Source organism: Leclercia sp. AS011 (assembly GCF_037152535.1).
In the GTDB taxonomy this organism is placed as follows: Bacteria; Pseudomonadota; Gammaproteobacteria; order Enterobacterales; family Enterobacteriaceae; genus Enterobacter.
Genome location: NZ_JBBCMA010000034.1, coordinates 1 through 223, shown reverse-complemented (window position 1 = coordinate 223; position 223 = coordinate 1). Strand labels below are relative to the sequence as shown.

Here is a 223-nt window from a genome sequence, read left to right as displayed (position 1 = left end):
AGTACGGAAGTAGAACTGTGGACGGTAGCCTTTGAAGAACGGAGTATGACGGCCGCCTTCGTCTTTGGACAGGATGTACACTTCAGATTCGAACTTGGTGTGCGGCTTGATGGAGCCTGGCTTAGCCAGAACCTGACCACGTTCGATTTCTTCACGCTTGATACCACGCAGCAGAACACCAACGTTCTCACCGGCACGGCCTTCGTCCAGCAGTTTGCGGAAC

The 223-nt window shown here is 53.8% G+C and carries 1 pseudogene; it reads right to left on the bottom strand.

Going from position 1 to position 223, the window contains the following annotated elements:
• Positions 1–223 (bottom strand): annotated as a pseudogene (tuf, locus tag WFO70_RS22585) (elongation factor Tu); the annotation flags it as partial.